The sequence below is a fragment of the Frankia sp. CcWB3 genome (genome assembly GCF_977927595.1).
The window spans coordinates 2,517-7,154 of the sequence record NZ_CDWRCK010000217.1 but is presented as its reverse complement, the minus strand read 5'-3'; the positions used below and the strand labels follow the sequence as shown (position 1 = coordinate 7,154).

General features: G+C 72.4%; 2 protein-coding genes. One reads left to right on the top strand and one right to left on the bottom strand.

Translation table 11 applies throughout. The annotated features are described in order from the left end of the window. A partial coding sequence (locus tag ACY5KJ_RS15515) for a cytochrome c oxidase assembly protein (RefSeq protein WP_462203669.1) occupies nt 1-2,003 on the top strand: 2,003 nt, incomplete at its 5' end. A gap of 22 nt (nt 2,004-2,025) precedes the next feature. Here ACY5KJ_RS15515 and ACY5KJ_RS15510 read toward each other — a convergent pair. Next, on the bottom strand, nt 2,026-4,638 hold a 2,613-nt coding region (locus ACY5KJ_RS15510), incomplete at its 5' end, for an HAD-IC family P-type ATPase (protein ID WP_462203667.1).

Here is a 4,638-nt window from a genome sequence, read left to right as displayed (position 1 = left end):
AACGCGGTGCGGCCGGCAACGAGTCGCGGGTGGGCATCCTGTCCCCCACGGCCCGGCGGTGCGGCCGGTACGCGGCGAACGCCGCGGCTCTGTGGATGGTGGCCACCCTCGTGGAGCTGCTGTTCACCCTGTCCGAGATCTCCGCGCGCCCGGCCGGCGACGTCCTGGGCGTCTCCTCGCTGCGCTCCTTCGTCTCCACCACCTCCCAGGGCCGGGCACTGCTCGTCGTGGCGGCCCTGGCGGCCGTCATCGCGATGATCGGCCGTACGGTCACGACGACAACCGCGGCCGGGGCCCTGCTCGCTGTCGCGGTCGCCGGCATCGTGCCGCCGATTCTGGTTGGCCACGCCGCCACGTCCGGCGATCATGCGATCGCAGTGGTGGCCCTCGGCGTGCATGTATTCGCGGCCACGGCCTGGGTGGGTGGTCTACTCGGCCTGCTCACCGCGGTGCGGCTGCCGGTGGGCTCGTTCGGCCCGGCGCTGCGCCGGTACAGCCGGTTCGCGGCCGGGGCGGCGGCCGTCACGGCGATCAGCGGGATCGCCGGTGCGGCCCTGCGGCTCGGCGGCTTCACCCCGTTGTGGGACACCCGCTACGGTCTGCTGGTCCTGCTCAAGGCCGCGGGCCTGCTGGCCGCCGTCACGCTCGGTGGTCTGGTGCGCCGCCGGATCGTCGCCGGGCTCGCGGTGAGGACGCCCACCGACCAGACCGGCACCACCGACCAGACCGGCACTGCTCAGACGAACACCCGCCGGACCGGCACCGACGGGACTACCGCGGTCGCTCGTTTCCTGCGCATCGCCGGCGTGGAGCTCACCGTTCTCACGGCCACGGTCGGACTGGCCGTCGGACTGTCCCGCACGGCGCCACCGGTGAACGACGCACTCGTTCCCGACGATCCGACCCAGACGCTGCTCGGATACCCGATGCCCCCACCGATCACCGCCGTGCGGCTCGCCACCGACTGGCGCATCGACTGGGTCTTCCTCGCCGGCGCGGTCACCGCCGCCCTGCTCTACCTCGCCGGCCTGCGCCGGCTACGGGCACGCGGCGCCCCCTGGCCGCTCGGGCGCACCATCGCCTGGCTCGCCGGCCTGCTCGTCGTCGTGGTCGCCACATCGAGCGGACTCGGGCTGTACGGGCCGGTCCTGCTCAGCGTGCACATGAGCCAGCACATGCTGCTCAGCATGCTGGCCCCGATCCCGCTGGTGCTCGGCGCGCCGGTGACCCTGGCGCTGCGGGCGATGCGGCCCGCCACGGCTCCGCACCGCACCGGACCGCGCGAATGGCTGCTGAGAACGCTGCGGTCCTGGCCGGTACGCATCCTGACCCATCCGCTGCTCGTGACGGCAAACTTCGCCGGCAGCCTCTACGTGCTCTACCTCAGCTCGCTGCTGTCGACCCTCATGCGCAACCATCTCGGCCACCTGTACATGAACGTGCACTTCCTCGCGGTCGGCGTGCTGTTCTTCGAGCTGCTGATCGGGACCGACCCGCTCCCCCGCCGGCTGCCGCATCCCGGCCGCGTCCTGATGCTGCTGGCCGTCGTCCCGTTCCACGCCTTCCTCGGCCTGACCATCATGAGCACATCGGCCCTGCTCGGCTCAGGCTGGTACGACCGCCTGGTCCGGCCCTGGGGCGTCTCACCGCTCAGCGACCAGCGGACCGCCGGGGGCATCGCCTGGGCGTTCGGCGAGATTCCCACCTTTGTCGTGCTGATCGTGCTGGCCATCCAGTGGTCCCGGCTGGACGAGCGGCAGACGCGGGCCCGGGAGCGGCGCATCGCCGCCGCTGGTGACGTCGACGCCGAACTCGACGCGTACAACGCCTACCTCACCCGGCTCGCCGCCGGCCCGGCCCGGCGCACGCCGTCCGCGGCCACCCCCACTACCGCGACAGCCGCCGCCTCGACAGCAGCCACCTCACGCACGACCTCGCCCGCCCCCGGAGACGAGACCATCGCTGAGGCCGAGACCGGTGCTGAGGCCGAGACCTCCGGATAGGCAGGCCGGGAGAGAACCCCGACTACGGCGTCGGCCGCGGGCCGTCGGGACCGGATGCCGCGGCCCTCCCGTCCGGACGGACGACCCCCGGACGGACGACCACCCCCGGACGGGCGACCACCGCGGACCGCGGGCTGTCGGCAGGCGCACCCTCGGCAGGCGCCGCGGGCAGGATCCGCACGTTGCTCTGCGAAATCGGCGGGCGGCGCGCCGCTTCCAGGTCCACCCGCGCGGCCACCACCGTCAGCTGCCGGCGGATGATCGCCCATACGAGTTCGAGCAGGACCGCCGCCACCGCGGCGATGCCGACCGCCGTCCACGGCCCGGTCGTCCCCACCAGGGAGAGCTGGAAGAACTCCTGGCCGGGCGGGATGGCCAGGACCAGCGCGAACGCGACCGCCATGGTCAGCACGAGCGCGATGCGCCACCAGGTGTACGGACGGGCGACGATCGCCAGTGCCCACAGCGCGACTCCGAACAGCGTCAGCGTCGCCATCGAGGTCTCGGTGTCCAGGTCTTGACCATAGAAGTGCGACCGGGCCAGCAGGTAGGACGTCATCGTCGCCGCGGCGACGAGCAACCCGGCGGGAAGGGCGAAGCGCAGCACCCGACCGACGAAGTCCGGCTGCGCCCGTTCGGTGTTCGGCGCCAGCGCCAGGAAGAACGACGGGATGCCGATCGTCAGCGACCCGACGAGCGTGAGATGCCGAGGGAGGAACGGGTACGGCACCTGGGTGATCATAACCACGATCGCGAGCAGGACCGAGTAGACGGTCTTGGTCAGAAACAGGTTCGCGACCCGTTCGATGTTGCCGATGACCCGCCGCCCCTCGGCGACCACCGGCGGCAACGTCGCGAAGCTGTTGTTCAGCAGCACGATCTGGGCGACCGCGCGGGTCGCCTGGCTGCCGGATCCCATCGACACGCCGATGTCGGCGTCCTTGAGCGCCAGGACGTCGTTGACGCCGTCGCCGGTCATCGCGACGACGTGCCCCCGCGACTGCAACGCCGCGACCATCTCCCGCTTCTGCTGCGGGCTGACCCGCCCGAAGATCGAGTGGCTCTCCATGGCGTCGGCGAGCGCGGCCCGGTCGGTCGGCAGCGTGCGGGCGTCAACGGGATCGTCGGCGCCGGGCAGCCCCAGCGAGCGGGCGACCGCGCCGACCGACAGCGCATTGTCCCCCGAGAGGATCTTGGCGGCGACGTTCTGCTCGGCGAAGTACCGCAGGGTATCCGGGGCATCCGCCCGCAGCCGCTGGGCGATGACCACGAGCGCCACCGGGACGACGCCAGTCGGCACCGTCGCCGGGTCCGCCAGTGCGTCCGCCAGCGGCGCGCCGAACCGAGCGAGCAGCAGCACCCGCAGGCCCTGCGCCCCGTACTCGTCCGCGGTGGCGAGCACCCGGTCACCAGCTGCCAGCAGCACATCGGGCGCGCCGAGCAGCCAGGTGCCCTCGGTCCCGTCCGCGGCGGCGAGGGTCGCGCCGCTCCACTTACGCGCCGAGGAGAACGGCGCGTCCGCCCGCACCTGCCAGCCCTGCGGGGCGGGATAGGCATCGATGATCGCCTGCAGGCTCGGATTCGGCCGGCTGTCGGCCGCGCCGAGGGCGCCGAGCACGCTCGGCACGAGGGTGCTCGGCTCTCCGGCCGCACCTGCCCCGGAGGCGGCGCCCGTCTCAGGTACGGCGCCGGCGGTGCCCGGCTCGACGATCCGCAGCTCCACGACGTCCATCGCGGCCTCGGTGAGGGTGCCGGTCTTGTCCAGGCAGACGACGTCGACGCGGGCCAGCCCCTCGATCGCGGGCAGTTCCTGCACCAGGCACTGCCGCCGGCCCAGCCGCACCACGCCGACCGCGAAGGCGACCGACGTGAGCAGCACCAGGCCCTCCGGCACCATCGGCACGAGCCCGGCGACCATCCGGCGGATGGCCTCGGGCAGGTCGTCGTCGTTGACGACCACCTGGCTGATGATCAGCGCGAGGCCGGCCGGAATGATCATCCAGGTGACGACCCGCAGAATGGTGCTGATGCCGCCCCGCAGCTCGGAGTGCACCAGGGTAAACCGACTCGCCTCCTCAGCGAGCCGGGCCGCGTAGGCCTCGCGGCCCACCCGGGTCGCCCGGAACGCCCCCGACCCCGCGACAACGAAGCTGCCCGACATGACGATGTCGCCGGGCTGCTTGTGCACCGGATCCGCCTCACCGGTGAGCAGCGACTCATCGACCTCCAGGTGATCGGCTGCCAGGACCAGGCCATCGACGGGGATCTTGTCGCCGGCGCCGAGCTCGATCACGTCGTCCAGCACGATCTCGGTGGCGGGGAGCTCCCGGGCGACACCGTCACGCCGCACGACGGGCCGGGACTCCCCCACCACGGCAAGCCGGTCCAGGGTGCGCTTCGCCCGCAGCTCCTGGAACAGGCCGACCAGGGTGTTCACGATGATCACGCCGCCGAACAGGGCGTCCTGGAATGGACCGACGATGACGACGAAGACCAGCAGAACGCCGATGATCGCGTTGATCCGGGTGAGGACGTTCGCACGGATGATGTCGCGCAGCGAACGGCTGGAGCGGGCCGGCACGTCGTTGACGCGGCCGTCGGCGACGCGTTCGGCGACCTCGGCGGCGGTCAGCCC